Source organism: Geobacillus genomosp. 3, assembly GCF_000445995.2.
GTDB lineage: Bacteria > Bacillota > Bacilli > Bacillales > Anoxybacillaceae > Geobacillus.
In genome coordinates, this window is sequence record NC_022080.4 from 696,242 (window position 1) to 722,435 (window position 26,194).

26 protein-coding genes are annotated in these 26,194 nt (G+C 54.5%); 23 read left to right on the forward strand and 3 right to left on the reverse strand.

Features of this window, described 5'->3' with window-relative positions:
• Nucleotides 1-5: 5 nt before the first annotated feature.
• The 6 genes from glp to M493_RS03635 all read left to right on the forward strand — a co-directional run bounded on the left by glp (nucleotide 6) and on the right by M493_RS03635 (nucleotide 3,533).
• Entirely contained in the window at nucleotides 6-1,265 is a 1,260-nt protein-coding gene (gene glp / locus M493_RS03610; protein WP_020958917.1) for a gephyrin-like molybdotransferase Glp, read from the forward strand.
• Nucleotides 1,262-1,762, forward strand: a complete 501-nt coding sequence (mobB, locus tag M493_RS03615) for a molybdopterin-guanine dinucleotide biosynthesis protein B (protein WP_020958918.1) — start codon at nucleotides 1,262-1,264, stop codon at nucleotides 1,760-1,762. Before glp ends, mobB begins: the two co-directional genes overlap by 4 nt.
• The gene (locus tag M493_RS03620) at nucleotides 1,759-2,226 is read left to right on the forward strand and encodes a molybdenum cofactor biosynthesis protein MoaE (protein WP_020958919.1); all 468 of its coding nucleotides are present in this window, start codon (nucleotides 1,759-1,761) and stop codon (nucleotides 2,224-2,226) included. Before mobB ends, M493_RS03620 begins: the two co-directional genes overlap by 4 nt.
• The gene (gene moaD / locus M493_RS03625; RefSeq protein WP_020958920.1) at nucleotides 2,223-2,453 is read left to right on the forward strand and encodes a molybdopterin converting factor subunit 1; all 231 of its coding nucleotides are present in this window, start codon (nucleotides 2,223-2,225) and stop codon (nucleotides 2,451-2,453) included. The genes M493_RS03620 and moaD overlap by 4 nt, the downstream gene beginning before the upstream one ends.
• Nucleotides 2,454-2,458: 5 nt before the next feature.
• Nucleotides 2,459-3,187, forward strand: coding sequence for a YwiC-like family protein (locus M493_RS03630; RefSeq protein ID WP_020958921.1), 729 nt, complete (start codon nucleotides 2,459-2,461; stop codon nucleotides 3,185-3,187).
• Between the two features lie 163 nt (nucleotides 3,188-3,350).
• Nucleotides 3,351-3,533 carry a hypothetical protein gene (locus M493_RS03635; RefSeq protein ID WP_235183449.1) on the forward strand — a complete coding sequence of 61 codons (183 nt, stop codon included), beginning with the start codon at nucleotides 3,351-3,353 and terminating at the stop codon, nucleotides 3,531-3,533.
• Nucleotides 3,534-3,625: 92 nt separating this feature from the next.
• Here the strand turns inward: M493_RS03635 and M493_RS03640 are convergent, their stop codons facing one another.
• Entirely contained in the window at nucleotides 3,626-4,309 is a 684-nt protein-coding gene (locus M493_RS03640) for a Crp/Fnr family transcriptional regulator (RefSeq protein ID WP_020958923.1), read from the reverse strand.
• A 319-nt stretch (nucleotides 4,310-4,628) separates the two neighbouring features.
• Between M493_RS03640 and argC the strand changes: the two genes are divergently transcribed.
• From argC to M493_RS03695, 11 genes are all read left to right on the forward strand, one after another.
• The gene (argC, locus tag M493_RS03645; RefSeq protein ID WP_020958924.1) at nucleotides 4,629-5,663 is read left to right on the forward strand and encodes an N-acetyl-gamma-glutamyl-phosphate reductase; all 1,035 of its coding nucleotides are present in this window, start codon (nucleotides 4,629-4,631) and stop codon (nucleotides 5,661-5,663) included.
• A gap of 16 nt (nucleotides 5,664-5,679) precedes the next feature.
• A complete protein-coding gene (gene argJ / locus M493_RS03650; RefSeq protein WP_020958925.1) occupies nucleotides 5,680-6,912 on the forward strand; it encodes a bifunctional ornithine acetyltransferase/N-acetylglutamate synthase in 1,233 nt (410 codons plus the stop codon).
• Nucleotides 6,913-6,924: 12 nt separating this feature from the next.
• Nucleotides 6,925-7,701, forward strand: coding sequence for an acetylglutamate kinase (argB, locus tag M493_RS03655; RefSeq protein ID WP_020958926.1), 777 nt, complete (start codon nucleotides 6,925-6,927; stop codon nucleotides 7,699-7,701).
• Nucleotides 7,698-8,858 carry an acetylornithine transaminase gene (locus M493_RS03660; RefSeq protein ID WP_020958927.1) on the forward strand — a complete coding sequence of 387 codons (1,161 nt, stop codon included), beginning with the start codon at nucleotides 7,698-7,700 and terminating at the stop codon, nucleotides 8,856-8,858. Before argB ends, M493_RS03660 begins: the two co-directional genes overlap by 4 nt.
• An 89-nt stretch (nucleotides 8,859-8,947) precedes the next feature.
• Nucleotides 8,948-10,012 (forward strand): carbamoyl phosphate synthase small subunit, encoded by a 1,065-nt coding sequence (locus tag M493_RS03665; RefSeq protein WP_020958928.1) that lies wholly within the window; start codon nucleotides 8,948-8,950, stop codon nucleotides 10,010-10,012.
• The gene (locus tag M493_RS03670) at nucleotides 10,005-13,133 is read left to right on the forward strand and encodes a carbamoyl phosphate synthase large subunit (RefSeq protein WP_020958929.1); all 3,129 of its coding nucleotides are present in this window, start codon (nucleotides 10,005-10,007) and stop codon (nucleotides 13,131-13,133) included. The genes M493_RS03665 and M493_RS03670 overlap by 8 nt, the downstream gene beginning before the upstream one ends.
• Nucleotides 13,130-14,068: an ornithine carbamoyltransferase gene (argF, locus tag M493_RS03675; RefSeq protein WP_020958930.1), complete on the forward strand. Its 939-nt coding sequence runs from the start codon at nucleotides 13,130-13,132 to the stop codon at nucleotides 14,066-14,068. The genes M493_RS03670 and argF overlap by 4 nt, the downstream gene beginning before the upstream one ends.
• A gap of 180 nt (nucleotides 14,069-14,248) precedes the next feature.
• Nucleotides 14,249-14,428 (forward strand): YjzC family protein, encoded by a 180-nt coding sequence (locus M493_RS03680; protein ID WP_020958932.1) that lies wholly within the window; start codon nucleotides 14,249-14,251, stop codon nucleotides 14,426-14,428.
• A gap of 113 nt (nucleotides 14,429-14,541) precedes the next feature.
• Nucleotides 14,542-17,130 carry an ATP-dependent chaperone ClpB gene (gene clpB / locus M493_RS03685; protein WP_020958933.1) on the forward strand — a complete coding sequence of 863 codons (2,589 nt, stop codon included), beginning with the start codon at nucleotides 14,542-14,544 and terminating at the stop codon, nucleotides 17,128-17,130.
• Nucleotides 17,131-17,407: 277 nt separating this feature from the next.
• Nucleotides 17,408-17,980, forward strand: coding sequence for a TetR/AcrR family transcriptional regulator (locus M493_RS03690; protein WP_020958934.1), 573 nt, complete (start codon nucleotides 17,408-17,410; stop codon nucleotides 17,978-17,980).
• 89 nt (nucleotides 17,981-18,069) lie between these two features.
• The gene (locus M493_RS03695; protein ID WP_020958935.1) at nucleotides 18,070-20,196 is read left to right on the forward strand and encodes an MMPL family transporter; all 2,127 of its coding nucleotides are present in this window, start codon (nucleotides 18,070-18,072) and stop codon (nucleotides 20,194-20,196) included.
• Between the two features lie 55 nt (nucleotides 20,197-20,251).
• On the opposite strand, the gene M493_RS03700 is transcribed toward M493_RS03695, so the two are convergent.
• Nucleotides 20,252-20,440: a YjzD family protein gene (locus tag M493_RS03700; RefSeq protein WP_020958936.1), complete on the reverse strand. Its 189-nt coding sequence runs from the start codon at nucleotides 20,438-20,440 to the stop codon at nucleotides 20,252-20,254.
• A gap of 134 nt (nucleotides 20,441-20,574) precedes the next feature.
• Between M493_RS03700 and M493_RS03705 the strand changes: the two genes are divergently transcribed.
• Complete coding sequence (locus M493_RS03705) at nucleotides 20,575-21,315, forward strand: alpha/beta hydrolase (protein ID WP_020958937.1); 741 nt, start codon at nucleotides 20,575-20,577, stop codon at nucleotides 21,313-21,315.
• 35 nt (nucleotides 21,316-21,350) lie between these two features.
• On the opposite strand, the gene M493_RS03710 is transcribed toward M493_RS03705, so the two are convergent.
• Nucleotides 21,351-21,599, reverse strand: coding sequence for a hypothetical protein (locus tag M493_RS03710; protein WP_020958938.1), 249 nt, complete (start codon nucleotides 21,597-21,599; stop codon nucleotides 21,351-21,353).
• Between the two features lie 274 nt (nucleotides 21,600-21,873).
• Here M493_RS03710 and M493_RS03715 point away from each other — a divergent pair, with 274 nt between their 5' ends.
• The 5 genes from M493_RS03715 (at nucleotide 21,874) to M493_RS03735 (ending at nucleotide 26,176) form a co-directional block, all read left to right on the forward strand.
• Nucleotides 21,874-22,806: a beta-ketoacyl-ACP synthase III gene (locus tag M493_RS03715; protein WP_020958939.1), complete on the forward strand. Its 933-nt coding sequence runs from the start codon at nucleotides 21,874-21,876 to the stop codon at nucleotides 22,804-22,806.
• A gap of 37 nt (nucleotides 22,807-22,843) precedes the next feature.
• Nucleotides 22,844-24,082, forward strand: coding sequence for a beta-ketoacyl-ACP synthase II (gene fabF / locus M493_RS03720; RefSeq protein WP_041267847.1), 1,239 nt, complete (start codon nucleotides 22,844-22,846; stop codon nucleotides 24,080-24,082).
• A gap of 171 nt (nucleotides 24,083-24,253) precedes the next feature.
• Nucleotides 24,254-25,045, forward strand: coding sequence for a DUF2268 domain-containing protein (locus tag M493_RS03725; RefSeq protein WP_020958941.1), 792 nt, complete (start codon nucleotides 24,254-24,256; stop codon nucleotides 25,043-25,045).
• A gap of 98 nt (nucleotides 25,046-25,143) precedes the next feature.
• Nucleotides 25,144-25,350, forward strand: a complete 207-nt coding sequence (locus tag M493_RS03730) for a hypothetical protein (protein ID WP_020958942.1) — start codon at nucleotides 25,144-25,146, stop codon at nucleotides 25,348-25,350.
• Between the two features lie 85 nt (nucleotides 25,351-25,435).
• Entirely contained in the window at nucleotides 25,436-26,176 is a 741-nt protein-coding gene (locus M493_RS03735) for a YjbA family protein (RefSeq protein WP_020958943.1), read from the forward strand.
• The last annotated feature ends 18 nt before the right edge of the window (nucleotides 26,177-26,194 follow it).

Below are 26,194 nucleotides of genomic sequence, written 5' to 3' on the forward strand. Positions count from 1 at the left end.
CACCGTTGGTGGAAAAACGAACCCCGATTCCGGTTGCGGAAGCGATCAATCGGGTGATGCGTTATGCCGGGAGAGGGGAAGAAGAGGTGGTGCCGCTTCGGCAGTCGTACGGTCGCTATTTAGCCGAGGATTTGCTCGCCGACCATGACGTGCCGCCGTTTGATCGCTCGCCGTACGATGGGTTTGCCATTCGCGCCGCCGATTCGGAAGGAGCGGGGCTGGATCATCCCGTCGAGTTTGAAGTTATTGAAGCGATCGGCGCCGGGCAAGTGGCGAAGCAGCCGGTCGGCCCGTTTCAAGCGGTGCGTCTGATGACCGGAGCGCAAATTCCCGACGGGTGCGATGCCGTCGTCATGCTCGAGCTCGCCAAACAGTACGAGCGGGACGGGAAGACGTACATGGCCATCAAGCGCCCGTTCCGCCCCGGCGACAACATTTCGTTTCAAGGGGAAGACGCGAAAAAAGGGCAGCCGTTAGTCGAAAAAGGAACGCGCATCAATCCCGGGGTGGCGGCGCTCTTGGCGACGTTCGGCTATGCGGAGGTGAAAGTGGCAAAACGGCCGCGCATCGGCATTTTTGCGACCGGCAGCGAACTGCTCGACGTCTCCGAGCCGCTCGTGCCGGGGAAAATTCGCAACAGCAATGCTTACATGATCGAGGCGCAAGTGCTCAACAGCGGCGCCGAGCCGGTTTATTTCGGTCAGCTTGCCGATGACCTGGACGCCTGCTTCGCCGCGGTGCGCGAGGCGCTCGATCAAGTGGACATGCTCATTACAACGGGCGGCGTTTCGGTCGGCGACTTCGATTATTTGCCCGCTATTTACGAGCGGCTTGGGGCGAATGTGTTGTTTAACAAAATCGCCATGCGCCCGGGAAGCGTGACGACCGTCGCGGAATGGGACGGCAAGCTGCTGTTCGGCTTATCCGGCAACCCGTCGGCGTGCTACGTCGGATACGAACTGTTCGTCCGTCCGGTTGTGCGCACGCGGCTCTTTTCGGCCAAGCCGCATTTGAAAAAAGCGAAAGCCACCCTTGGCGCCGAGTTTCCGAAGCCGAATCCGTTCACCCGCTTCGTGCGCAGCCGGGTGGAGGCGGTTGACGGGCGGCTTGTCGTGAAGCCGGTCGGCATGGACAAATCGAACATTGTCACTTCGCTCGCGGCAGCGAACGCCTTAATGGTGCTGCCGGGCGGAACGCGGGGGTTTGCGGCCGGCGATGAGGTCGACGTGTGGCTTTTGAATGACGATGAGGGATCAAGCGAATGAACGTCTGGCAAGTCGTCGGCTATAAACATAGCGGCAAGACGACGCTTGTCGAAAAATGGGCGGCGGCCGCTGTCCGGGAAGGATGGCGCGTCGGGACGGTGAAGCATCACGGCCATGGCGGCGAACCCGCCCGGCCCGAAGGCGTCGATTCCGTCCGCCACGAGCGGGCCGGGGCGGTGGCCACAGCGGTCGAAGGGGATGGGCTGTTGCAGCTTCATCTCCGCCGGCCGCTATGGCGGTTGGATGACGTGTTGGCGCTCTATGCGCCGCTTCGGCTCGATCTCGTGTTGGTTGAAGGCTACAAACAAGAGCGGCATCCGAAAGTCGTGCTTGTGCGCTCCGCGAAAGATTGGGCGTCGCTCCAGCACCTTGCCGACATTCGCGCCGTCATCGCCTGGGAGCCGCTTCCCGAACCGCTGTCATACCCGGTGTTTTTGCTGGCGGACGATGATGAATATATTCCATGGCTCATAAATGAGGTGAGAACGCGAACATGACCGAACCGTTGTTTGTCATTACCGACCGGCCGATTTCGGTCGAGGATGTGATGAAAAAAGTGATGCGCCCGGAAGCGGGGGCGGTTGCTGTCTTTGCCGGGACGGTGCGCGAATGGACGAACGGCAAGCGGACGCTGTTTTTGCAATATGAGGCGTACGTGTCGATGGCTGAGAGCATGCTCGCGCGAATCGGGGCGGAAATTGCGGAGAAATGGCCGGGGGCGAAAACCGCCATCACCCACCGGATCGGGCGGCTTGAGATCGGCGACATCGCCGTCGTCATCGCCGTTTCTTCGCCGCACCGCGCCGAAGCGTATGAAGCGAACCGCTACGCCATCGAACGGATCAAGCAAATCGTGCCGATTTGGAAAAAAGAGCAATGGGAGGACGGAAGCGCCTGGGTTGGCGACCAGCTTGAAACAACGGCGTACCCGTCTGGAAAACCGGAGGTGAAAGAGGAATGATCCGTCTGTTGTTTTTCGCCCATTTGGGCGAGCAAATCGGCGAACGGGAAGTGACATGGCCGCACGTCCCAGAAACAGTAAAAAAGCTGAAAGACGAAGTGGAAGAGCGCTACGGCGTCTCGCTTGAGCGCGTCATGACGGCGATCAATGAGGAATATGCCCGCGACGAGGCGCCGCTTCACGCCGGCGACACGGTCGCCTTTATTCCACCAGTAAGCGGAGGATGAGACCAATGGCAAACAAAAGCAAATGGGTGATGCCAAAACAGCACGGCGCCTGGGCGATGCTCATCATCCCGTTTTGGCTCGGGGCGTATGCGGGCGGGCTTTCATGGATTCACGCGCCGCTTTTTCTCGCCTGGCTTGCCCTCTATTTAGCAACATATCCGCTTTTAATGGCGGTGAAAACGAAGCGGAAAGACCCGTACGTACCTGCCGCCGCCCGCTACGGCACCATCGCCGCCCTAGGGCTTGTCGTCTCCCTTTGGCAGCAGCCGGCGCTTTTCTACTTCGGGCTCGCCATGGTGCCGTTTTTCTTGGTGAACACATACTATAGCAAGAAAAAGAACGAGCGCGCCTTTTGGAACGACGTGGCGGCCATTGCGGCGTTTTGCATCGGCGGCCTCGCCGCCTTTTACGCCGGACGCGGGGCGTTGACGCTCGAAGCGTTTGAACTCGCCTTGTTTTCCTTCCTCTTTTTCCTCGGCAGCACGTTTTACGTGAAAACGATGATTCGGGAAAAGAAAAACGAGCGGTACAAATGGCTGTCATGGGGCTACCATGCCCTGCTCATTGCCGGCCTTATCGCCATCGGCGAGACGTTCGCCGTTTTGGCCTACGCACCGAGCGTCATCCGCGCCGTTTATTTATACGGCAAGTCGCTGCCGATCATGAAACTGGGCATCTTGGAAATCACCAATGCAGCGTACTTTTTCATCGCGATGATCGTGCTCTATTCTTGAATGAACCCCGCACTCGAGCCGAAAACGGGCCGTTGGGGTTTTTTTCTTTTGCTTTTTTCCACAAGGAGCATAATCAATGGGAATCATCGTATTTTACCAGTCTTTTCGGTAAAATAAGAATGGGGGCTATATTGGTCAATGAGCACGATGAGGGGGGATGATGGTGATGGAAAAACTAATGACGGCAGAAGAAATCTTAGAAGCCATTCAACCCATGAGCAATGAGGAGCGATGGAAATGGCTTGATAAAATGTTTGTTTCAAAAAAGCAAAGGCCGTCCCCGGGCGCCGAGAACAGCCTTCTCTTTTATCATCCTGAACCGAGAAGCTTCCACTTCGACGCGTGAGCGTAAGTGGGGAGAAATCGGGATTTGCCGTTACTCTTCCTCCTCGAAGCGTACGCGTAGGTGGGAGAGCGTTCAATTGCCGCACCTGTTTGTCACTCGATGCTGCACAGCTCGGGCGGGCAACCTTCGCAGGCGATTTCGTTGCGCAAGTATTGCAGGTCGTGGACGTGGATTTTTCCTTTCTCCACGGAGATGACGCCTTTTTTCCGCAAATCGCCGAGCATGCGGTTGACGACTTCGCGGGCGGTGCCGCAAAAGTTGGCAAGCTCTTGGTTCGTCAGCGGCACGTCGATCAAAATGCCGTCTTCTTTCATCACCCCGTAGCTGTTGCACAGACGGATGAGCGTTGAATAAAGCGCCCCTTTTTTGCCATGTAAAATGAGGTCGCGGAATTTCGTCTGCGTTTTGCGGAAATGAAGGCTCATCCATTTCATAAACTCAATCGCCAGTTTCGGGTTGTTGGCCAGCTCTGTCTCGAGCGTTTCACGCCGAATGGCGGAAACGGTGCCGTCTTCGAGCACTTTCGCCGTCAGCATGTAGCGGGCGCCGGGGCAAAAGAGCGTCAGCTCGCCGATCAAGTCGCCTTGGCTGCAAATGCGCAGCGTCAGTTCCTGACCGTCCATGTTCGTTTTGCTGATTTGGATTTTGCCGGATTGTATATAGTAAATGTCGTCTGCTTTTTCCCCTTCTTGAAACAAGAACGTCCCTTTCTTGACCGGAATTGTGCGGTAAATGGTTGTCAACAACTCCCGCAGTTCCGAAGATATACGATCCATTCCATCACAACCTTCTATTTACATATAACCCTATAAGAAAATTTTACAGTAAAGAAAAGGGAAGTCAATATAAATACAGTGGAAATATTGAAAAATTGTTGAACATTTGTTTAGGGAATGTCCCTTTTTCATTTTAAAGGAACGTCGGCCCGAACAGGAACGAAAAAGCTTGATCGGACACCTACATCAGCTTTGGCGTTCGCTGTTTTGTAGAGAGAGGAGAAAAATTCCGCAAAATTATTAAATATACATTTGATTTTATTTTTATACAGTATTATAATGAAAACTACATGAGGCATACGGATGAGGGGGAACGGTTATGGACGTAGCCATTATTGGAGCGACGGGGTACAGCGGCGCAGAGCTGGTCCGCTTGTTGCACGGGCATCCGCATGTGAGCCGCTGCGATGTGTTCTCATCGTCTCAGGACGGAATGCATTTATCGGAAAGTTTCCCGCACGTCGGTGATATCGGTGGTGCGGTGTTGCATAAACTTGACATCGAGGCGCTTTCCCGTTATGATGCGGTTTTTTTCGCCACGCCGCCTGGAGTGTCGGGGGAGTGGGCGCCGGCGCTTGTCGACCGGGGAGTGAAGGTGGTTGATTTATCGGGCGATTTCCGTTTGCAAGACGGGGCGGTGTACGAACAATGGTACGGGCGGCCGGCCGCGTCTGCGGAATATTTGGCAAAAGCCGTATATGGGCTGACGGAGTGGAACCGGGAGGCGATCCGCGGGGCCGTGCTTTTGTCCAACCCGGGCTGCTATCCGACGGCGACGCTGCTTGGTCTCGCCCCGCTTGTTAAAGAAAGGCTCATTGAAGAAGACTCGATCATCGTGGACGCCAAATCGGGCGTATCGGGGGCGGGACGGAAAGCCGGGCTCGGGACGCATTTTTCCGAAGTGAACGAAAATGTGAAAATTTATAAAGTGAACGCCCACCAACACATTCCGGAAATTGAGCAAATGCTGCAGACGTGGAATGAAGCGGTGGCGCCGATCACGTTCAGCACTCATTTGATCCCGATGACGCGAGGCATTATGGCGACGATCTATGCGAAGGCGAAACAGCCGCTTTCGCTTGGCGACTTGGTAGATTTATATAAAACAAGTTATAAAGATTCGCCGTTTGTTCGCATCCGCAAGCCGGGGCAGTTTCCGGCGACGAAGGAAGTGTATGGCTCGAACTATTGCGACATCGGCCTCGCCTACGATGAGCGGACGGGACGGGTGACGGTCGTGTCGGTGATCGACAACTTGATGAAAGGCGCTGCCGGGCAGGCGGTGCAAAACTTCAATTTGATGATGGGCTGGGATGAGGCTGAGGGCCTCCACTCCTTGCCGATGTATCCGTGAGGGAAGGGGAAAAACGATGACGATCACAAAACAAACGGGGCAAGTGACGGCGGTCGCCGACGGAACAGTGGTCACGCCGAAAGGATTTCAAGCGGCCGGAGTGAATGCCGGGCTGCGCTATTCGAAAAAAGATTTAGGAGTTATTGTCTGCGATGTGCCGGCTTCGGCGGCGGCAGTGTATACGCAAAGCCGTTTTCAGGCGGCGCCGCTGAAAGTGACGCAAGAGAGCCTTGCCGCCGAGCAAAAACTGCAAGCCGTCATCGTCAACAGCGCGTGTGCGAACGCCTGCACCGGTGCGCAAGGGCTTAAAGACGCCTATGAAATGCGCGAGCTGTGCGCGAAGCAGTTTGGGTTGGCGCCTCATTATGTGGCGGTAGCTTCCACCGGCGTCATTGGCGAATGCTTGCCGATGGAGAAAATCCGCGCCGGCATCAAACAGCTCGTCCCAGGGGCGACAGCGGCGGATGCAGAGGCGTTTCAAACAGCGATTTTAACGACCGATACGGTGATGAAACACGCTTGTTACGAAACGACGGTCGACGGCAAAACGATTACTGTCGGCGGGGCGGCGAAAGGGTCGGGGATGATCCATCCGAACATGGCGACGATGCTTGCCTTCATCACGACCGATGCCAACATTTCTTCACCGGTGCTTCAGGAGGCGCTCCGTTCGATTACGGATGTGTCATTCAATCAAATTACCGTTGACGGCGATACGTCGACGAACGATATGGTCGTTGTGATGGCGAGCGGGCTTGCCGGAAACGGCGAATTGACGCCGGATCATCCGGATTGGGAATGCTTTTACGAAGCGCTGCGGAAAACGTGCGAAGACTTGGCGAAACAAATCGCCAAAGACGGCGAAGGAGCGACGAAGCTCATTGAAGTGCGCGTGCGCGGCGCGAAAACGGACGATGAGGCGAAAAAAGTGGCGAAGCAAATCGTCGGTTCGAACTTGGTGAAAACCGCGGTCTACGGCGCGGATGCCAACTGGGGGCGGATCATCGGCGCGATCGGCTATGCGGATGCAGACGTCAACCCGGACAATGTCGACGTCGCGATCGGGCCGATTGTGATGCTGAAAGGAAGCGAGCCGCAGCCGTTCTCGGAAGAAGAAGCGGCGGCGTATTTGCAGCAAGAGACCGTCGTCATTGAGGTCGACTTGCACATGGGCGATGGTGTCGGCGTTGCGTGGGGCTGCGATTTGACATACGATTATGTGAAAATTAACGCCAGTTACCGGACGTAAGGGGAGAGAGAAATGGGAAAAACGGTCGTCATCAAATGCGGCGGCAGCGTGTTAGAAGAGCTGTCCCCCGCCTTTTTTGCCAGCGTGAACGCGATGCGGGAACAAGGGATGGATGTCGTTATCGTCCACGGCGGCGGGCCGGAAATCGGACAGATGCTCAAAACGCTTCGCGTATCGAGCGAGTTTGTCAACGGTTTGCGCAAAACGACAAAAGACGTGCTCGCCGTTGTGGAAATGGTGCTCTCCGGCAAAGTGAACAAACAGCTTGTCACGATGCTCACGCAGCACGGGCTGCCGGCGGTCGGCATTTCCGGTGTGGACGGCGGGCTGCTGGAAGCCGAACCAATTGATTTGGCCAAACTTGGCTATGTCGGCCGTGTGAAAACCGTTCGTTCCCAGCTGTTGCGCACGCTGCTTGCGGCCGGCTACATTCCGGTGATTTCTCCGCTTGGCGCCGACCAAAACGGGCAAACGTACAACATTAATGCCGATACGGCCGCCGGGGCGGTTGCGGCCGCGATCGGCGCCGGTGAGCTCGCGTTTGTGACGAACGTGCCCGGCATTTTGCAAGACGGCGCGCTCGTTAAGGAAGCGACAGCCGAAACGGTCGAGCAGTTGATTGAGGATGGCGTCATCACCGGCGGGATGATTCCGAAAGTGAAGGCGGCGCTCTCCGCCTTATCTGACGCGTTGCCGAAGGTGATGATCGTCAGCGGCAAAACGCCGTTTTACCAGAACGGAACATGGCAAGGGACAACGATTCGCAAAGAAGTGGGGGTCTATTTATGAGCGCGCTGTTTCCGACCTACAACCGTTGGAACATCGCCGTTCAAGCGGCGGAAGGGGCGGTTGTGACCGATGTGAACGGAAAACAATATCTTGATTTTGTCTCCGGCATTGCTGTCTGCAATCTCGGGCATCGTCATCCGCACGTGCAAAAGGCGGTTGAAACGCAACTGAATCAATATTGGCATGTCTCAAACTTATTTACGATTCCGATTCAAGAGGAAGTGGCCGCACAGCTTGTCGCCCATAGCGCCGGTGATTATGTCTTTTTCTGCAACAGCGGGGCGGAGGCGAATGAAGCGGCGCTGAAGCTGGCGCGCAAACATACTGGGAGACATAAAGTCATCACATTCCGCCAGTCGTTTCATGGCCGCACGTTTGCGACGATGGCGGCGACCGGGCAAGAGAAAGTGCATAGCGGCTTCGGTCCGCTTCTTTCAGAATTCGTCCATTTGCCGTTTAACGATGTGGCGGCGCTTAAGCAGGCGATGGGCGAGGACGTGGCGGCAGTCATGCTTGAAGTCGTCCAAGGGGAAGGCGGTGTCCGCCCGATTGACCGGGCGTTTTTGCAGACGGCAGCGGAGCTGTGCCAAAAACACGGTGCGCTCTTGATCATCGATGAAGTGCAAACCGGCATCGGCCGGACCGGAAAGCCGTTTGCTTATCAGCATTTCGGCATCGAGCCGGACATCATGACAGCTGCCAAGGGGCTTGGCAGCGGCATTCCGGTTGGCGCAATGATCGGCAAAGCGTTTTTAAAAGATTCGTTCGGCCCTGGGGTGCACGGGTCGACGTTTGGCGGCAATCCGGTCGCGATGGCGGCGGCGAAAGCGACGTTGGACGTCGTGTTTGACCCGGCGTTTTTGCAAGAGGTGCAAGAAAAGGGACGCTATTTGCTTGAACGGTTAACCACAGCGCTTACTGCGTTTGACATCGTTACGGATGTGCGCGGGCTCGGGTTGCTTGTCGGGATCGAGTGCCAAACAGACGTTGCCCCGCTCTTGCCTGTGATTCACGAAAACGGCTTGCTCGTCCTCTCGGCGGGGCCGAAGGTGATTCGCCTGCTGCCGCCGCTTGTCGTGACAAAAGCGGAAATCGATCAAGCAGTCGACGTGTTAGCGGCCGTGTTGAAACACGCTAATGCCTCAGCCGTCTTGTGATCGGGCGGTTGACGGCTTCATTTTTATTCTTGTTAATGCATAAAAATTCTATATCGGTTATAAAAAATCAAAACATTGGGGTGGCGTCAGTGAAAGCGTACTTGCATGTGGCGAGCGGAAAAACGTTCAGCGGCGAACTCGCCGCTCCGCTTGAACAAACAGTGGTCGGGGAGGTTGTTTTTTTCACGGGGATGACCGGGTACCAAGAAGTGCTGACCGACCCGTCGTATAAAAACCAAGTCATCGTCTTTACGTATCCATTGATCGGCAATTATGGCATCAATGAAGACGACTTTGAAAGCAAGCGGCCGCATGTAGAAGCCGTCGTTGTCTACGAAGCGAGCCGTGAAGGCTTCCACTACGGGGCGAAATACAGTCTGGCGGAATATTTGCGGCATTGGAACATTCCGCTTCTAACCCACGTCGATACGCGCGCCCTCGTGAAAGAAATCCGCACCGCAGGGACGATGATGGCGGAATTGAGCGCGTCGCCGGTTCCGGCGGCAGCCGCTAGGGAAGCGGCGTTTCCGGTGCGCGACGTATCAACGAAAACGATTGAGACGTACGGCCATGGCGGCCCGCATTTTGTGCTTATCGATTTCGGCTGCAAAAAATCGATTTTGCAGTCGCTCTTATCGCGCGGCTGTCGGGTGACGGTCGTGCCATACGATACAGCGCCGGAAACGATCGAGGCGCTGAAACCGGACGGCCTTGTCCTCTCGAACGGCCCGGGCGATCCGAAACAGTTGGGTCATCAGCTTCCCACTATTCGTCAGCTCATCGACCGATATCCGACGCTCGCCATCTGCCTTGGCCATCAGCTCGTCGCCTTGGCGTACGGGGCGGATACGGAAAAGCTCCGCTTCGGGCACCGCGGCGCCAACCAGCCGGTGTGGGACGCGGTGAAACAAAAAGTGGTGATGACATCGCAAAACCATAGTTACGTCGTCAAAGAGGGCAGTTTGGCGGGCAAACCGTTTGACATTCGCTTTATCAACGTCAATGACGGCTCGGTCGAGGGCATCGTCCATCGCCATAAACCGATTTTATCTGTGCAATATCACCCGGAGGCGCATCCGGGGCCGCAAGATACCGGTTATATTTTTGATGAATTTTTGCAAACCGTCGCAAAGGGAGAGAACGTCTATGCCTAAAGATCCATCGCTTCAATCGATTCTCCTGATCGGATCAGGGCCGATCGTCATCGGTCAGGCGGCTGAGTTTGACTACTCGGGAACGCAGGCGTGCATCGCCTTGAAAGAAGAAGGATATCGCGTCATTTTAGTGAACAACAATCCGGCGACGATCATGACCGATGACGTCCACGCCGATGCTGTGTATTTTGAGCCGCTCACCGTCGAAGCGGTCGAAGCGGTCATCGCCAAAGAGCGCCCGGATGGGCTGCTGGCGACGTTCGGCGGCCAGACCGGTCTTAACTTGGCGTTTCAGCTTCATGAGGCCGGCGTTTTGGAAAAGTACGGGGTGAAACTGCTCGGAACACCGATTGAAGCCATTAAGCGCGGAGAAGACCGCGAAGCGTTCCGCGCGTTAATGCATGAGCTTGGCGAACCGGTGCCGGAAAGCGAAATTGTCACAAGCGTTGACGAAGCGGTCGCGTTCGCCAAACGAATCGGTTTTCCGATCATTATTCGTCCTGCGTATACGCTCGGCGGGACGGGCGGCGGCATCGCCGAAAACATGGAGCAGTTTGTCGCACTCGTAGAAAAGGGATTGAGCGAGAGCCCGATCCACCAATGTTTAATCGAGCGGAGCGTCGCCGGATTTAAGGAAATTGAATATGAAGTGATGCGCGATCAGTCGAATACGTGCATCACGGTGTGCAATATGGAAAACGTTGACCCGGTCGGCATTCATACGGGCGACTCGATCGTCGTCGCACCGTCGCAGACATTGACGGATGAAGAATACCAAATGCTCCGCTCATCGGCGGTGAACATCATTTCCGCATTAGGGATCATCGGCGGGTGCAACATTCAGTTTGCTTTGGATCCAAACAGCAAACACTATTACTTGATCGAAGTCAACCCGCGCGTCAGCCGCTCGTCGGCGCTCGCGTCCAAAGCGACCGGCTACCCGATCGCCCGCATTGCCGCGAAGCTCGCGGTCGGCTACACGCTCGCGGAACTGATCAACCCGGTGACGAAAACGACGTACGCCAGCTTTGAGCCGGCGTTGGACTATGTTGTCGTCAAATTTCCGCGCCTGCCGTTTGACAAGTTTCCGCATGCCGATCGGAAGCTCGGCACGCAAATGAAGGCGACCGGGGAAGTGATGGCGATCGACCGCAACATGGAGCGGGCGTTCCAAAAAGCGGTGCAGTCGCTTGAAGGGAAAAACAACGGACTGTTTTGGCCGGAACTTGCAGCCAAAACGAATGATGAACTGAAACAGCTGCTTGCCGACAAAGACGACCGCCGCTTTTTCGCGATTTTGGAACTGCTCCGCCGCGGTGTGACGGTGGAGGCGATCCATGAATGGACGAAAATCGACCGCTTTTTCCTTTGCTCGTTCGAGCGGCTTGTCGCCCTTGAAAAACAGGCGGCGGCTGCGACGCTGGACACGATTGAGGAGCCAACGTTCCGTTACCTAAAAGAAAAAGGGTTCAGCGACGCCTTTTTGGCTGAAACGTGGGGCGTGTCAGAACTTGACGTGCGCAAAAAACGGAAAGAGCTCGGCATCATGCCGTCATACAAAATGGTCGACACGTGTGCGGCTGAATTTCATTCAGAGACAGACTACTACTACTCGTCCTATTTCGGCGAAGACGAGCGGAAGGAAGCGAGCGGCAAAGAGAAAGTGCTGATCATCGGCGCCGGTCCGATTCGCATCGGCCAAGGCATTGAGTTTGACTACAGTTCGGTCCATAGCGTGTTTGCGCTGCAGCAAGAAGGCTATGAAACAGTGATGATCAACAACAATCCGGAAACCGTCAGCACCGACTTTGCCGTCGCCGACCGCCTTTACTTTGAACCGCTGACGCTTGAGAGCGTCCTCGATGTCATCGAGGCGGAGCAAATCAAACATGTCATCGTCCAATTTGGCGGCCAGACGGCCATCAATTTGGTCAAAGGGCTTGAGGAAGCCGGTGTGCCACTGTTGGGTGTCACGTACGATATGATTGACCAGCTCGAGGACCGCGACCGGTTTTACCAGTTGCTTGAAGAGCTCGATATTCCGCACGTGCCAGGGCTGATGGCCAACAATGCCGAAGAGCTCGCGGCCGGTGCCGGGCAAATCGGCTATCCGGTGCTGCTCCGTCCATCGTATGTCATCGGCGGGCGCGGCATGTTCATCGTCCGCGATGAAGCCCAGCTGGCGGCATTGGTGGAGCAAGGTGAGCTAACGTACCCGATTTTAATTGACGCGTACTTGGATGGGAAAGAGGCGGAAGCGGACATTGTTACAGATGGAACCGACATCGTGCTGCCGGTCGTCATTGAACACGTCGAAAAAGCCGGCGTCCATTCTGGGGACAGCTACGCATGGCTGCCGGCGCAGACGCTCACAGACGAAGAAAAAGCGAAAATCGTCGATTACGCAGGCCGGATCGCCAAAAAGCTTGGCTTTAAAGGAATTATGAACATTCAATACGTCATTGCCGGCGGCAATGTGTACGTGCTTGAAGTGAATCCGCGCGCAAGCCGGACGGTGCCGATCGTCAGCAAAACGACCGGCGTGCCGCTGGCGCAAATTGCGACAAAATTATTGCTTGGGAAATCGCTTGTCGACATCGTGGACGACAAAGAGCGCGGGTTGGCGGTCATGCCGTATGCGGTATTGAAATACCCGGTTTTCTCGACATACAAGCTGCCGGGAGTGGATCCGACGGTCGGGCCGGAAATGAAATCGACCGGCGAAGGCATCAGCATCGCCGCGACGAAAGAAGAAGCGGCGTACAAAGCGTTTTATGCATACTTGCAAAAGAAAGCAAACGCCAAGGAAATCTATGTGATCGGCGACATCGATGAGGCGCTAGCCGCGGAAATCGAAGCGAAACAGCTTGCCATCGTGTCAAAGGTGCCGTTGGCCGAGTGGGTGAAGCGAAGCGCAGCGCTGGCGGTCATCGATTTGCGCAAGGAAGAAGGCGAGGCCTCAAAACGAATGGCTGCGTTGTCCCGACAGTTGCTCGTCTTCACAGAACGCGAAACGGTGAAACTTTTCTTGCAGGCGCTCGATGTCGACCATCTCGATGTGCAGCCGATCCACGATTGGCTGGCGAAGAAAAAACAGGCAGAACAGGCGGTGATCGCATGAATGCAGTCATGTCATTAAAAGGAAGAGACTTTTTAACGTTGCTCGATTTCTCAACGGATGAAATTTTCGACTTATTAGCGCTTGCGGCCGATTTAAAGGCGAAACAAAAGGCCGGTGTATCCTATACGCCGCTTGTCGGCAAAACGATGGCGATGATTTTTGAAAAGCCGTCGACGCGCACGCGCGTCTCGTTTGAAGTCGGCATGATTCAACTCGGCGGCCAGGCTCTTTACTTAAATGGCAACGACTTGCAGCTCGGCCGCGGCGAAACGATCGCCGATACGGCCCGCGTCTTGTCACAATACGTCGATGTCATCATGATTCGGACGTTCGCGCACCAAAAAGTTGAGGAACTGGCTGAATATGCGTCCGTTCCTGTGATTAACGGCCTGACGGATGATGATCATCCGTGCCAGGCGCTGGCGGATTTGCTGACGATTTATGAAGCAAAAAAAACGTTCCAAGGCGTGAAGCTTGCTTATGTCGGCGACGGGAACAACGTCGCCAACGCTCTGCTTGTTGCGGCCGCCAAAGTCGGCATGGATGTGGCCATCGCCTGTCCGCCGGGCTATGAGCCGAAGGCAGCGTACGTTGAGGCGGCGCGCCGGATCGGCGAGAACACCGGAGCAGCCGTTGTGGTGACGCACGATCCGGTCGAGGCGGTGGCCGGAGCGGATGCGATCTATACAGACGTCTGGACGAGCATGGGGCAAGAGAGCGAAAGCGCCGAGCGGCTGAACGTGTTTCAGCCGTATCAAGTGAACGAACAGCTCGTCCAAGCGGCGAAACCGGATTATCTCTTTTTGCACTGCCTGCCGGCCCATCGTGGCGAGGAAGTGACGGCCGGCATCATGGACGGTCCGAACTCGGTCGTGTTCGAACAAGCCGGCAACCGGCTTCATGCGCAAAAAGCGATTTTGGTGTCCGTTTTATAACAAAAAAGGAATTCCCGCTTCGGGAGTTCCTTTTTCGTTTTAGGAGGGATTTCAAGGGGGAGCTTTTTGTCGTTGTGAACGGCTTGGTGTCCCTGCGGCCTGCCATCATTTCCCTTCTTATGAACGGCGATGAAACCGGGTATGATAACAAATGCAATCAAAGCAAGGGGGATGAATGAAATGGGCCAACCGCGCCATTTTAAGCCAGGCGATAAAGCGCCGAACAACGGTGTGTACATTGAAATCGGCGAAACGGGAGACAACGTGAAGCATCCGAAAAAGTTGAAGATGAAAGCCGGCGATACGTTCCCGGAAACGTCCAACCATAACCGGCATTGGACGTATTTACGCAAACCGTAAATTGCGATGCAAAAGCCATTCCATCTCATTTGGAGTGGCTTTTGATTTGCCCTTGTGCGTTGCCATCCGCTATAATTATTTATGGTCAAAAAAGGTCAAATGGAGGGGACGGCATGGATGCAAGCCGTTTGACGGAAAGACTGCAAGAGGCGCTCATGACGGCGCAGTCGCTGGCGAAAGAGCGGCATCATCAACAGCTTGATATTGAGCATCTCCTCGTGGCACTTCTCGAGCAAGAAGATGGCTTGGCGCCGCGGCTGTTTGCCCTTTGCGGCGCCGACCGCGCTCAGGCGATCGGCTGGCTGCAAGACCGGCTTCGCCAAAAGCCGGAAGTGCACGGGGCGGCACAAGGGCAGCTGTATATTGCCCCTGCCTTGGCGCGGCTGCTTGACGAAGCGGAGGCAGAGGCGAAACGGATGAAAGATGAGTACATATCGGTTGAACATGTGCTGCTCGCGCTGCCTCAAGGCGCGGAATCAATCGCCGGCCAGTTGGCGGCGTTTGGTTTGACGAAGGAAGCTCTATTAGTGGCAGTGAGAAACGTAAGGGGGAATCAGCGCGTGACAAGTCCGCATCCAGAAGCGACGTATGAAGCGTTAACGAAATATGGGCGTGATCTTGTAGCGGAAGTAAAAGCCGGCAAACTTGATCCCGTCATCGGCCGCGACAGTGAAATTCGCCGCGTCATCCGCATTTTGTCGCGGAAGACGAAAAACAACCCGGTGCTGATCGGCGAACCGGGCGTCGGGAAAACGGCGATCGTCGAAGGGCTCGCCCAGCGCATCGTGCGCAAAGATGTTCCCGAGGGGCTGAAAGACAAAACGATTTTTGCCCTTGATATGAGCGCGCTCGTTGCCGGAGCCAAGTTTCGCGGCGAATTTGAAGAGCGCCTGAAAGCGGTGCTAAACGAAATAAAAAAAAGCGACGGCCGCATCATTTTGTTTATCGATGAACTGCATACGATCGTCGGCGCCGGCCGGGCCGAAGGGGCGATCGACGCCGGCAATATGTTAAAGCCGATGCTCGCCCGCGGCGAGCTGCGCTGCATCGGGGCGACGACGCTTGATGAGTATCGGCAATACATCGAAAAAGACCCGGCGCTTGAGCGCCGATTCCAACAAGTGCTCGTCCAAGAGCCGAGCGGCGAAGATACGATTTCCATTTTGCGCGGGTTGAAAGAACGGTACGAAGTGCACCACGGGGTGAAAATTCACGACCGGGCGCTCGTCGCCGCCGCGGTGTTGTCCGACCGCTACATCTCGGACCGCTTTTTGCCTGACAAAGCGATTGATTTGGTCGATGAAGCGTGCGCCACGATCCGCACGGAAATGGAATCGATGCCGTCGGAGCTCGATGAAGTGATGCGCCGCGTCATGCAGCTGGAAATTGAAGAGGCGGCTTTAAGCAAAGAAACGGATGAAGCGAGCCGCGAGCGGCTGGCAGCGCTGCAAAAAGAACTCGCTCATTTGCGCGAAAAAGCGAACGCCATGAAAGCGCAATGGCAACAAGAAAAAGAGGCGCTTGACCGCGTCCGCCGCGTGCGCGAGGAACTTGAGCGGGCGAAGCGTGAGCTCGAGAAAGCGGAAAACGACTACGATTTAAACAGGGCGGCCGAGCTCCGCCATGGCCGCATTCCGCAGTTGGAAAAGCAACTCAAGCAGCTTGAGAAAGAAATCAGTGAGCAACGCGAAGGGAAACTGCTGCGCGAGGAAGTGACGGAAGAGGAGATTGCCGAAATCGTGTCGCGCTGGACAGGCATTCCGCTCACCCGCCTTGTTGAAGGGGAGCGGGAAAAGCTGCTTCGCCTTCACGAGCTGCTCCATGAGCGGGTCATCGGCCAAGACGAAGCGGTGGAACTTGTCGCTGACGCCGTCTTGCGGGCGCGGGCCGGCATGAAAGACCCGAACCGTCCAATCGGCTCGTTTTTGTTCCTCGGGCCGACCGGTGTCGGCAAAACCGAGCTGGCCAGAGCGCTTGCCGAGGCGCTGTTTGATAGCGAGGAGCAGCTCATTCGTCTCGATATGTCCGAGTACATGGAAAAACATGCTGTTTCCCGTTTGATCGGGGCGCCGCCCGGCTATGTTGGCTATGAGGAAGGCGGCCAGCTGACCGAAGCGGTGCGGCGTAAGCCGTACTCTGTCTTATTGTTCGATGAAATGGAAAAAGCGCACCCGGATGTGTTCAACATTTTGCTTCAGTTGCTAGATGACGGCCGGCTCACCGACTCACACGGGCGGACGGTCGATTTTAAAAACACGGTTGTCATCATGACGTCAAACATCGGCTCGCTGCTGTTATTGGAACACAAAAACGGCGACATCGATGAACAGACGCGCAATCAAGTGTTTGACCAATTGCGCGCCCATTTTCGCCCTGAGTTTTTAAATCGGATTGATGACGTCATCTTGTTTAAGCCGCTGTCGGTGAACGAAGTAAAGGGCATCGTCGAAAAGTTTGCCCGCGAGCTGTCGCACCGTCTGACAGATCGCCATATTGAACTTGTGCTGACGGAGGCGGCGAAGCGATACATCGCCGAAGCGGGCTTCGATCCGGTCTACGGCGCCCGCCCGCTCAAGCGGTTTATGCAAAAGCAAATCGAAACGCCGCTCGCCAAAGAGCTGATCGCCGGGCGGGTGAAAGAGTACAGCACCGTCATTGTCGATGCCGAAAACGGCCGGCTTGTCATCCGTCCACAGCCGTAAAGGATGCTGTGACAAGGAAACGGAGGAAGCGCTTCGGATTGTGTGTCGGCGCATGAGCGAGAACAAAACGGCTTGTTTTTGTCCGGTCATGACGCACGATCGATATCGTTGGCAAAAAGGGGCCACAGCTTAGGCTGCCTCATCCGTGTGCGATCCGTCGTCTTGGTCAAAAGCGCCTTGCCTTTCGCAGGCGCCTTTTTCTTTTTTCTCAAAGCAGATGTATAATGAGTGCGAAAATGTCTGTACTGGTACAAGGTGAAAAAGGGGAGGCGATCAAGTGGCGCGCGAACGGAAATTTTCATTGAACGAATTGTTTCAACAGACAAAACAACTTCTCCTTGAACACGGCTATGAAGGGTTTACCTTTGGGCTGTTAGCGGAACGGCTTGGTGTGTCAAGAACGGCCATTTATAAACATTTTGAGAACAAAGAAGAGGTTATTACGGCGTATATGGTGGACGAAATGGAGCAAGTGTTTGCCAAACTTGTTCATATTCATGACTATCCGACGTTTGACGAACAGTTTCGCTTTTTGCTTGACTTGATTTTGTACCATGACGATCTTCATCAGATGATCGCGATCGGAAGGCGCGTCCCGGATACGACTCCGGTTGTGCGGGCGAATAAGGCGCGCCTTGAGCAGTTTCATGAGCGGATGTACGAAGAGCTTGACCAACTGGTGGAGCGGGGGAAACAAGAAGGCAAAATGAAACCGCACCTTCCCAACCGGATCGTTCTTGCGTATATTTTTCAATCGGTGACGGTCCCTCATTTTCCTGGCATTTCGCTTGACCAATGGGCGGAAAGCATTAAGGAGATCATCATGTATGGGGTGATGAATGGAAATTGACAGTAGTGTCACTTCCCCATTATGATAAGAATGTGCTGAAAGTTACATAAGTGTCACTTTCGGCAATTCAGGAAAAATGGGGGATCGTGATGAATCGATGGCTGCATGTGTTGACCGACCGGGTGGCAACGAAAAAAGGAACGGGGTGGACGTTGATCATTTGGCTTGCGGCCGTTGCTATACTGGGGGCTGTAGCGCCGAGCGCCAAAGAGTATGAAGTGTCAAGCATAGAAACGCTTCCAGACGAGGCGCAATCGATGGTGGCGGCGAAAAAGGCGGATCAGTATGCTTCAACGAGCGACGGTGTTCCGGCTATTTTTGTCTTTCATTCAGATGACCGCCCGATTGCCAAAGATGAATTGCAACGTTTGGTCGGTCATATTGAACAAACGCATCGTGATGCATTGGAACAAGTTGTTCCGGTTGCTTCGCTTCCGCCGCAAGCGATGGCCGGTTTCGTTTCGGAAGATGGGAAAACAATCGTTGTTCCGGCTGTCTACCGGGCAACGATGGAATCTAAGGACATCCAAACGGTGAACGACGAGATTCGCAAATGGGTCAAAAAGGAAAGCGATGTGGCGATCTATATCACAGGACCGGCCGGTATTGCGGCTGATACGCTGGCGTTGTTTTCCCGCGCTGATATGGTGCTTATGTTGTCGACAGTCGGGTTGATTCTCGTGCTATTGATCGTCATTTACCGTTCGCCGCTGTTGGCGTTGATCCCGCTTGTGGCGGCCGGGTTGGTTTACGGAGTGGTTATGCAGCTGCTTGGGGTGCTGGGCAAAGCCGGGCTGGTCATATCGAAACAGACGGTTTCGATTATGTCGATTTTGCTGTTTGCCGCGATCACTGATTATTCGTTGTTCATCTTTTCCCGTTATCGTGAAGAGTTGAAGCGGCACGAGAACAAATGGCAAGCGATGAAATGGGCGATGCGTGAGACGGGGCTGCCGGTGTTTTTCTCTGGAGGCACGGTGCTGGAGGCTATGCTTGTCTTGTTTTTTGCGAAAATCGGCGATTACCGGAATTTCGCTCCGACGTTTGCGTTGGCGATGGCCGTTATTATGATCGCTTCGGTCACATTGCTCCCGGCGTTGTTTACGCTGTTTGGCCGCAAAGCGTTTTGGCCGAACATCCCGCGCGCCGGCGAGAGTGATGAAAAAGGGACAAGCGGATTTTGGCAGAAAATCGGCCGCTTTGTTGTCGAAAAGCCGCTCCTGACGGTCGCCTTGATCGGCTTGCTTCTTGTCGTGATGGCGGGCCATACGACCGCTCTTCGGTATGAGTATGATCTGATCAAATCGTTTCCAGACGATATGCCGTCGCGCCAAGGATATGAATTGTTGGAACAGCATTTTGCCAAAGGAGAGCTGGCGCCGACTACCGTTTTGTTTGAAGGAAAGGCTAAGGTGACGCCGCAACAGCTGGAACAGCTGCAAAATCAGCTCGAAAAACAGCCGCTCGTCAGCGAAGTGCGCCCGACCGGTACGGCCGATGAGGGCCGCGTTGCCACTTTTACGCTTACGTTTCGCGAAAGCCCGTACGATGTCAAAACGATCGATGCGATGGAACAGATCATTGACCGGAAGGAAACGATCGTCAAACAAAGCGGGCTTGACGGTCGCCTTTATTTTGCCGGGGAAACAGCGGCGAAAGTGGATGAACGGGCGTTGAACAAACGCGATATGATCGTGATTGTTTCATTGGAAACGCTCTTGATTCTTTTGCTGCTCATTGGGCTGACACGATCGGTGAAGCGGTCCATGTATATGATGGCGACGATTCTCGTTTCGTTTGCGGCCGCGCTCGGGGTTGGAATTTGGCTGGCCGATTGGCTGTTTGGCATCGGCGCTGTCAGCGACCGTGTGCCGATTTATGCGTTTGTATTTTTAGTGGCGCTCGGCATTGACTACAATATTATGCTCATCTCCCGTTTCCAAGAGGAGTGGAGAACGCATTCGCTTCATGAAGCGGTGAAACAGGCGGTGGCTCATACCGGCGGCGTCATTTCTTCGGCTGGCCTCATTTTGGCGGCGACGTTCGCCGTGCTGATGACCCAGCCTGTACAACTGTTGTTTGTGTTTGGTTTTCTTGTCGCCATTGGCATTTTGCTTGATACGTTTTTGATTCGCGGGATGCTGCTGCCCGGCCTTATTGTATGGCTGGAAAAAGAACGGGAAGCGCCGGCCGAGGCGGACGGTGAAACCGTATAGACAGCTGCAAAAAGCAACGCCTTGGAGGTTTCCTCCAAGGCGTTGCTTGTACTGATTAATGGTGATGATGCCCGGCCGGCTCGTCCGGAATCAAAGCCGCGACAACGACGATCAAAATGGTGACGATGACGCCAAGCAAGGCGCCGGTCGCAAAATCGTAGCCGATGCCTTGCATCGAGCCCATGACGTACGTCGCCATTTGCACGAGCAAAAACGTCCAGAAAAACGTCCAAAACAGGCGCATCTTGTTTCCCCCTATCTTCGCATCATTCCTTTTCTTATCTTATCACAATTTGTTCATTTAGGCATATACCCGGACGTTTTTTTCTGCCCGGCATATCGTATACTGTACAATTCTGTATCGCCAAACAAGGGTGAATGGAAACGATGGCAGGACAACGACGGTTTTTCCAACTTGATGGGCAATGGTGCATCGTTCACGTGCCGGAGCGCCCGAACGGGTTTGCCCTTTTTTTAATCGGCGACGGTGACCAGTTTGTGAACGAACAAACGAGTTTTTGGCTCGAGCATCCGGGGCGGCGCCAGTGGCTGGACGATTGGCTTGAACAAGGGTATACGGTATTTTCCTCCCACTTGTACGGCCGGCATTGGGGAAGTCCGAAGGCAGTCCGGCTGGCGCGCCAGCTTATCTACTCCGTACTGAAAAGCGAAATTGTCAACCAGCGCATTTATATTGTTGCTGAAGGAATGGGCGCACTCGTCGCTTTACAGCTGCTTGGCGCCATGCCGGGGCAAATCCGTGCCGTCGCCATGCTCAACCCTTGCCTTGATGTACGCGCCCAGCTCAGTCATGAACGGGAACACCCGTTAATGTATCGACGGATGGTGAAAGAAATCGCGCTTGCCTACGAAATGAAGGAAGAGGAGGTGCCGGGGGCTGTTCCGTCCCTTTTTCTCAGCCCTCATGATGTTCCGGTGACGATTTGGCAGCTCGCCGGCGTGAGTGGGTATCCATCCGCACTGCACAGCCGCAAATACGAGCAATGGATGAAAACAATGAATGACCGGGTGCGCGTCGTATACCATTTACCGGAAAGACGACGACAGCTGGCGGTGCAAATCGGACAATTTTTCCGCCAGTACAACGAGCTCCCGTAAACAACGAAGGCAGACGCATCGCGGTGTTGCGTCTGCTATTTTTTCATGAGATCGACGAGTGAAGAGATTTTTTTGACAAGCGGTTTTAACTGTTGCAAGGAGTCTGTCAGTACACCGACATTTTCAAACAGTTTCATAAAATCAATGTTTGGCAGCGGGAGCGGCTCCGTTTCCTCTCGCTCTTCCTGCCGGTCGGCCTGCCGTGGAGGAAAGGGGCCGAACATGAGGCGGGAGAAGCGGTCACGCTGCTCGCGGCGCTGTTCTGGTCGTCGGTTGTTCGCCATGCGATGTCCTCCCTTTCGTACCATCTTTTAGTTGCATTGTATGAGCGGAAAGGAAAAACGGTTTGGACAAATGCCTTTAAGTACGGAGAAGGCAACGAATTTCCTTCATTTTGCTTCACGGGGATCTCCGCTTTTCTATTGCGCATACGAGCACTTTTCGTTAAAATTAGTACCAAGTAATAATAATTGGTTATGTGGACTGATTGTACATTGGAATTATGCTGTATTTGCGAGGTTTTTCGGTTATTTTGAGAGGAAAAAGGAGATGAATGGTATGGGAGCAGGAATCATTGGCGTTGGTTACTATGCGCCGGAAAAAGTGGTGACAAACGCTGACTTAGAAAAAGTGATGGACACATCAGACGAATGGATTCGGACGCGCACCGGGATTGAGGAGCGACGCATCGCTCCGGATGATGTCGATACGTCTGACATGGCGTATGTTGCTGCTGAGAGGGCGCTCGCTGATGCCGGCATTTCCGCGAAAGACATTGATTTGATTTTGGTTGCTACCGTTACTCCGGATCGCCCGTTTCCGTCTGTCGCCTGCATGTTGCAGGAGCGGCTCGGCGCTGTCAATGCCGCAGCGTTGGACATTAGCGCTGCCTGCGCCGGGTTTATGTATGGGGTCGTGACAGCGAGCCAGTTCATTGACAACGGCGCATATAAGTATATATTGGTAGTGGGCGCAGAAAAACTATCAAAAATTATTGACTGGACCGACCGAAATACAGCGGTGCTGTTTGGCGATGGCGCCGGAGCGGTCGTCATGGGGCCGGTGTCGCCGGGGCGCGGCATTTTATCCTTTGAATTAGGTGCTGATGGAACGGGAGGAAAACATTTATATCAAGACGAATATATCATCATGAACGGCCGGGAAGTATTTAAGTTCGCTGTCCGGCAAATGGGGGAATCAAGCTTGCGTGTGCTTGAAAAAGCCGGTCTGTCGAAAAATGATGTTGACTTTTTGATTCCTCACCAGGCGAACATTCGTATTATGGAGGCGGCCAGACAGCGGCTGGAACTGCCGGAAGAGAAAATGTCAAAAACGATTGCCCGATACGGCAATACGTCAGCAGCGTCCATTCCGATTTCGCTCGCCGAGGAAATCGAAGCGGGCAAAATTAAAGACGATGACGTCATCATCATGGTCGGATTCGGCGGCGGACTGACATGGGGCGCGATTGCTTTGCGCTGGGGCCGCTAACGGCTTGTACATTTTGGATAAAGGAGAGACGGAAACGATGGAAAGAAGACGAGTTGTCGTGACCGGGATGGGGGCCGTCACCCCGCTCGGCAATGACGTCGAAACGACGTGGAAAAACATCATTGCAGGCCAATCCGGTATCGATACTGTCACTCGTGTCAATCCGGATGATTTTCCAGCGAAAGTGGCGGCGGAAGTCAAAGGTTTCGACCCGGCGTCGTTTATGGACCGTCGTGAAGCGAGAAAGATGGACCGGTTTACGCAATACGCCGTAGCGGCGGCGCTCATGGCGGTGAAAGATGCCAAGCTGGAAATCAACGAACAAAACGCCGAGCGGGTCGGCGTCTGGATCGGCTCTGGCATCGGCGGGATGGAGACGTTTGAACAGCAGTTTGAAATTTTCCAACAGCGCGGCTACCGCCGAGTGAGCCCGTTTTTCGTGCCGATGATGATTCCGGATATGGCGGCCGGGCAAGTATCGATTATCCTTGGGGCGAAAGGAATCAATTCATGCACGGTCACCGCTTGCGCGACCGGGGCCAATTCGATCGGCGACGCGTTTAAGGTCATTCAGCGCGGCGATGCCGATGTCATGATCACCGGTGGAGCTGAAGCGCCGATCACCAAAATGTCGTTTGCCGGCTTTTGTGCGAACACGGCGCTCTCGACGAATCCAGATCCGAAAACGGCGAGCCGTCCGTTTGATAAAAACCGCGACGGGTTTGTCATGGGGGAAGGGGCAGGCATCGTCGTTCTTGAAGAGTTGGAACATGCGCTGCGCCGGGGGGCGACGATTTATGCCGAAATTGTCGGCTACGGTGCCACTGCGGATGCTTACCATATTACAGCACCGGCGCCAGGCGGCGAAGGAGGCGTGCGGGCGATGCGCCAGGCGCTGCAAGACGCCGGCTTACAACCGGAGGACATTGACTACATTAACGCCCACGGCACAAGCACGGAGTACAATGATAAGTACGAGACGATTGCCATTAAGGAAGTGTTCGGCGATCATGCGTATAAGCTTGCCATCAGCTCGACGAAGTCAATGACCGGCCACCTGCTTGGCGCGACCGGTGCGGTGGAAGCCATTTTCTCGGCGTTGGCGATTCGCGATGGTGTCATTCCGCCGACGATCAACTACGAAACGCCGGATCCGGAATGCGACTTGGACTATGTGCCGAATGAAGCGCGCAAGCGGGACGTACGCGCGGTGTTGAGCAATTCGTTTGGTTTTGGCGGCCATAATGCAACATTAATCTTCAAAAAATATATGTGACGGACGAAAATGAGGGTCTTGGTTGAACGAAACGGAAACCGTTAGGCATCACTAACGATCGCCGGTTCGTTCAAAGCGAGACCCTCTTTTGAATGGCGCTTTGCGGCGAGCCGCTCGTTGTTCACCGTCTCTCCTTTGCTGACATAATGTAAGAGGGAAGGAGGGGAGGAAATGGGATTATTCCCAACTGACCAGTGGCTCGAACAAGATCGGGGCGACCCGCTTCGGCTATGCGCACGGTTTGTCCCATTTTTTGGCGATGCGTCAGCGCACGACATTCATAAATACTTGTGTCGGTATGGCATGTACCGGAGCGCCCGGCAAGCTGTCCGGATGCTGCCGGATATGAAGGCGCAGCGTCTTTGGGAGCGGGCCGGCCGCCAGTATGACCGGCAGCGGGAGAGGTGGAACGGGCCGGACGTTCCGGTATTTTTGCTGCCGGCCGATGATGAAAACCGGAAGCTTGCGCGCGAGTTTCACGGAAAAGGCGGGGTGGCGTTTGCCGATAAGCTGTTTTTCTTTTTGCTGCCCGAACATCGCGACGGTGAGATTGCTGCGCTCGTGGCACACGAATACAATCACGTGTGCCGTCTGCAAATGCTGCCGATTGACGGCAAAGAGGCGACACTGTTGGATGCGGTGATTATGGAAGGGCTGGCGGAACATGCGGTGGCTGAGACGGTCGGCGCCGGACAGTGCGCGGACTGGACGGGGTACTATACGGATCGGGAACTGAGGCGTTTTTGGCGCCGCTATATCGCCCCAAACCAAGATATGGACGCCTCACATCCGCTTAGCACCCGGCTTTTGTATGGGCTTGGTTGGTATCCGAATATGGTCGGCTATGCGGTCGGCTATGCCATCGTCCGCCGCTGCCTTGAGAGCGGGCATTCGTTGACCAAACTGATGGCGATGGAAGCGAAACAAATCGCTGCCTTAGCCGGTTTTGACGCCATTGAATAAGCAGGGGGATTCATTGGGCGGCAAACGAATTGTCATGTTGTCCACAAAGCCGACATATATGTAGAGCAAGGAAGTGGACAAGAAGGAAGGGAAGCCCGATGGTCCGCCTGTTTTTTTATTTGGTCGGCTTCGGTTTTTCGGTCGTCGGAGGTATGATGGTAATCGCCTATTTAAACATTATTACCCCGGAACGCGGCTTCAGCGAGTATATGGTTTATATTGCGACGAGAGCAGAATGTTATTTATTGCCGCTCGGTCTGCTGTTCATGTGGGGGAGTTTGTCATTTCCAGACCGTGGTTCATAGTGGGGAAAAGAGGGCGAAATGGAATAAAATTCTGCCCCTCTGCCTATACTGATGGACAAACACGTCTGGAAGTGAGGGGTATCACATGCTTTACCTGCACGACATTTGGGTGAACTGGTTTGAGGGCGAAGAGAACGGATACAACGTCTGCCATTTTCATGAATGGCGCAAAGACGATCAAATCGAGCTGCTCGACCAAGTGCCGCTGTTAAAAGTGTCCCCGGCTCTGTTCCAATATATTGAAAACAGTTTGTCCGACCTTCCGAAACCGCTTTTAGACGACGTTTATCAAAAAGCGTATGTCCGCAAAAATCATGAACGCATCCAACTCGACTATTGTTTCATCGTGACCGATGGGGCCGGCATTTTGGCTGTCGATACGATCGGCTACCACATTCCGATTCGCAAAAGCCGCCTCATTCCGCGGCAAGAGCAGCTCGTTTATGAAATGGCAGCCGAGGCAGACGAACAACCATATCCGCTGCCCAAGCATGAAAAAGAATACCATATTTTATCGCCGGCGCCGGAGTTGATGTGCGGGCTGACGCGCAAGGAGCGGCAGCTGAAACAATTGTTGTTCATGGCGCTCGATCAGCTGTATTCGACGAAAAATGGCGCGGAAGTACGCTATTGGTATACGGAGTGGGCGCCGGAAAAGTATGCGGACATTCAAAAAATGTCGTTTGAGGAAGCGTGGGAACGGCTGTATGAAGAAACAAAACAAGGCTGGTCAAAACGCCATGAGCAGCTGTGCGAAAACTTAATTAAAGGCCAGCCGTTTTTTGAAAAGCTTTGGGAAACGGAGCAAGAGCCGAAAGTGAATTAAACAACGGGCGGAGGCGCC

Bases quoted from the DNA above. Each gene is read 5' to 3' on its own strand.
- M493_RS03705 (WP_020958937.1), top strand. From the start codon at position 20,575: ATGGAAACGATGGCAGGACAACGACGGTTTTTCCAACTTGATGGGCAA.
- M493_RS03620 (WP_020958919.1), top strand. From the start codon at position 1,759: ATGACCGAACCGTTGTTTGTCATTACCGACCGGCCGATTTCGGTCGAG.
- M493_RS03640 (WP_020958923.1), bottom strand. From the start codon at position 4,309: ATGGATCGTATATCTTCGGAACTGCGGGAGTTGTTGACAACCATTTAC.
- M493_RS03730 (WP_020958942.1), top strand. From the start codon at position 25,144: ATGGTCCGCCTGTTTTTTTATTTGGTCGGCTTCGGTTTTTCGGTCGTC.
- argJ (WP_020958925.1), top strand. From the start codon at position 5,680: ATGACGATCACAAAACAAACGGGGCAAGTGACGGCGGTCGCCGACGGA.
- M493_RS03715 (WP_020958939.1), top strand. From the start codon at position 21,874: ATGGGAGCAGGAATCATTGGCGTTGGTTACTATGCGCCGGAAAAAGTG.
- argC (WP_020958924.1), top strand. From the start codon at position 4,629: ATGGACGTAGCCATTATTGGAGCGACGGGGTACAGCGGCGCAGAGCTG.
- mobB (WP_020958918.1), top strand. From the start codon at position 1,262: ATGAACGTCTGGCAAGTCGTCGGCTATAAACATAGCGGCAAGACGACG.
- argB (WP_020958926.1), top strand. From the start codon at position 6,925: ATGGGAAAAACGGTCGTCATCAAATGCGGCGGCAGCGTGTTAGAAGAG.
- M493_RS03710 (WP_020958938.1), bottom strand. From the start codon at position 21,599: ATGGCGAACAACCGACGACCAGAACAGCGCCGCGAGCAGCGTGACCGC.
- moaD (WP_020958920.1), top strand. From the start codon at position 2,223: ATGATCCGTCTGTTGTTTTTCGCCCATTTGGGCGAGCAAATCGGCGAA.
- M493_RS03725 (WP_020958941.1), top strand. From the start codon at position 24,254: ATGGGATTATTCCCAACTGACCAGTGGCTCGAACAAGATCGGGGCGAC.
- M493_RS03680 (WP_020958932.1), top strand. From the start codon at position 14,249: ATGGGCCAACCGCGCCATTTTAAGCCAGGCGATAAAGCGCCGAACAAC.
- M493_RS03660 (WP_020958927.1), top strand. From the start codon at position 7,698: ATGAGCGCGCTGTTTCCGACCTACAACCGTTGGAACATCGCCGTTCAA.
- M493_RS03630 (WP_020958921.1), top strand. From the start codon at position 2,459: ATGGCAAACAAAAGCAAATGGGTGATGCCAAAACAGCACGGCGCCTGG.
- M493_RS03735 (WP_020958943.1), top strand. From the start codon at position 25,436: ATGCTTTACCTGCACGACATTTGGGTGAACTGGTTTGAGGGCGAAGAG.
- argF (WP_020958930.1), top strand. From the start codon at position 13,130: ATGAATGCAGTCATGTCATTAAAAGGAAGAGACTTTTTAACGTTGCTC.
- fabF (WP_041267847.1), top strand. From the start codon at position 22,844: ATGGAAAGAAGACGAGTTGTCGTGACCGGGATGGGGGCCGTCACCCCG.
- M493_RS03695 (WP_020958935.1), top strand. From the start codon at position 18,070: ATGAATCGATGGCTGCATGTGTTGACCGACCGGGTGGCAACGAAAAAA.
- M493_RS03670 (WP_020958929.1), top strand. From the start codon at position 10,005: ATGCCTAAAGATCCATCGCTTCAATCGATTCTCCTGATCGGATCAGGG.
- clpB (WP_020958933.1), top strand. From the start codon at position 14,542: ATGGATGCAAGCCGTTTGACGGAAAGACTGCAAGAGGCGCTCATGACG.
- M493_RS03700 (WP_020958936.1), bottom strand. From the start codon at position 20,440: ATGCGCCTGTTTTGGACGTTTTTCTGGACGTTTTTGCTCGTGCAAATG.